At 69.3% G+C, this 2,058-nt stretch carries 2 protein-coding genes; both read left to right on the forward strand.

Annotated features, from left to right (window positions below):
• Positions 1-63: 63 nt before the first annotated feature.
• Positions 64-1,407: a lysine N(6)-hydroxylase/L-ornithine N(5)-oxygenase family protein gene (locus AB8Z75_RS34155; protein WP_369208910.1), complete on the forward strand. Its 1,344-nt coding sequence runs from the start codon at positions 64-66 to the stop codon at positions 1,405-1,407.
• Complete coding sequence (locus AB8Z75_RS34160) at positions 1,404-1,985, forward strand: GNAT family N-acetyltransferase (protein WP_369208912.1); 582 nt, start codon at positions 1,404-1,406, stop codon at positions 1,983-1,985. Before AB8Z75_RS34155 ends, AB8Z75_RS34160 begins: the two co-directional genes overlap by 4 nt.
• The last annotated feature ends 73 nt before the right edge of the window (positions 1,986-2,058 follow it).

The following is a 2,058-nucleotide window of genomic DNA, read 5'->3' on the forward strand; positions in this document are numbered from 1 at the left end:
GCCCACGCCCCCGCCCTCAGCGCCGCCCAGGCCTGACCACCCCCACACCCCCGGAGTCCCGACGTGACCCACGACGCCCCCGTACACGACTTCGTCGCCATCGGCCTGGGCCCCTTCAACCTGGGCCTCGCCTGCCTGACCGAGCCGATACCGGACCTGAACGGCGTCTTCCTCGACGACAAGCCGGAATTCACCTGGCATCCCGGCATGATGCTGGACGACAGCACCCTCCAGACGCCCTTCATGTCGGACCTGGTCACCCTCGCGGACCCGACCTCACCGTTCTCCTTCCTCAACTACCTCAAGGAATCGGGACGGCTCTACTCGTTCTACATACGCGAGAGCTTCTACCCGCTCCGCGCCGAGTTCAGCGACTACTGCCGCTGGGCCGCCGAACGGCTCGCACACGGCACCGTGCGCTTCGGCCACCGCGTCGTCGAGGTCGCCCACGACGAGAGCGACGGGCTCTACACCGTCCACGCCGAGCACCTGCCCACCGGCGAGCGGCGCACCTTCCGCGCACCGAAGCTCATCCTGGGCACCGGCACCCCGCCCCACCTGCCCGAACCCTGCCAGGGCCTCGGCGGCGACCTGATCCACAACTCCCGCTACCTGGAAGCCAAGGAAGCGCTCCAGAAGAAGAAGAGCATCACCCTGGTGGGCAGCGGCCAGAGCGCCGCCGAGATCTACTACGACCTCCTCCAGGACATCGACGACCACGGCTACGCGCTCAACTGGCTGACCCGCTCCCCCCGCTTCTTCCCCCTCGAATACACCAAGCTGACGCTGGAGATGACCTCGCCGGAGTACGTGGACTACTTCCACTCCCTCCCGCCCGACACCCGCGACGACCTCGTCGCCTCGCAGAAGAACCTCTACAAGGGCATCAACTCCGAGCTGATCGACGCCATCTTCGACCTGCTCTACCAGAAGAACCGCGTCCGCTCCTGCCCCACCCGGCTGATGACCAACACCGCGCTGACCGACGCCTCCTACGACGCGGCCGACGGCACCTACACCCTCGGACTGCGCCAGGAGGAGCAGAAGCGCGACTTCTCCCTCACCACCGAGGGCCTCATCCTGGCCACCGGCTACCGCTACCAGCGCCCCGCCTTCCTCGACGCGATCGCCGACCGCATCGAGTGGGACCCGCGCGGACGCTTCGCCGTACGCCGCGACTACAGCGTCGACACCGCCGGGCGGGAGATCTACGTCCAGAACGCGGAGCTGCACACCCACGGCTTCGTCGCCCCCGACCTGGGCATGGCCGCCTACCGCAACTCCAGCATCATCCGCGCGCTGCTCGGCCGCGAGGTGTACCCGATCGAGCGGTCCATCGCCTTCCAGGAGTTCGCCGCCCCGATGGCCGACGGCACGCCCGCCACCGACGCGGAGGCCGCCCTGTGACCACCGCCGACACGACCGTCTTCACCCGCGGCGACGCGGAACTGGGCACCTTCTCCCTCCGCCCCGTCGACCCGCTCACCGACGCGGAGCTGCTGCACACCTGGGTCACCCACCCCAAGGCGGCGTTCTACCTGCTACAGGACGCGACACTCCCCGACGTCGAACGCGAGTTCATGGACATCGCGGCCTCGCCCCACCACGACGCCTTCCTCGGCCACCACAACGGCGAGCCCGCCTTCCTGACGGAACGCTACGACCCCCGCCACGTCGAACTCGCCGGCCTCTACCCGCACGCCGACGGCGACATCGGCATGCACTTCCTGTGCGCCCCCACGGGAGCGCCCGTGCACGGCTTCACCCGGGCCGTCCTCACCACCGTCATGGCGATGCTCTTCGCCGACCCCGGAACCCACCGCGTCGTCGTCGAGCCGGACGTGCGCAACACCGCCGTGCACGCCCTCAACGAGGCGGTCGGCTTCCGCGTCGAGACCACCCTCACCAAACCGGAGAAGGAAGCCCTCCTCAGCTTCTGCACCCGCGAGCAGTTCCAGGCCGCCACAGGAGTGACCCCCGCATGAGCCTCCCCACCACCCCGCAGGGGGGGGGGGGGGGGGGGGCTTCACCCGGGCCGTCCTCACCACCGTCATGGCG

Origin of the sequence: Streptomyces sp. PU-14G, assembly GCF_041028275.1 — a bacterium.
Taxonomy (GTDB): Bacteria; Actinomycetota; Actinomycetes; order Streptomycetales; family Streptomycetaceae; genus Streptomyces.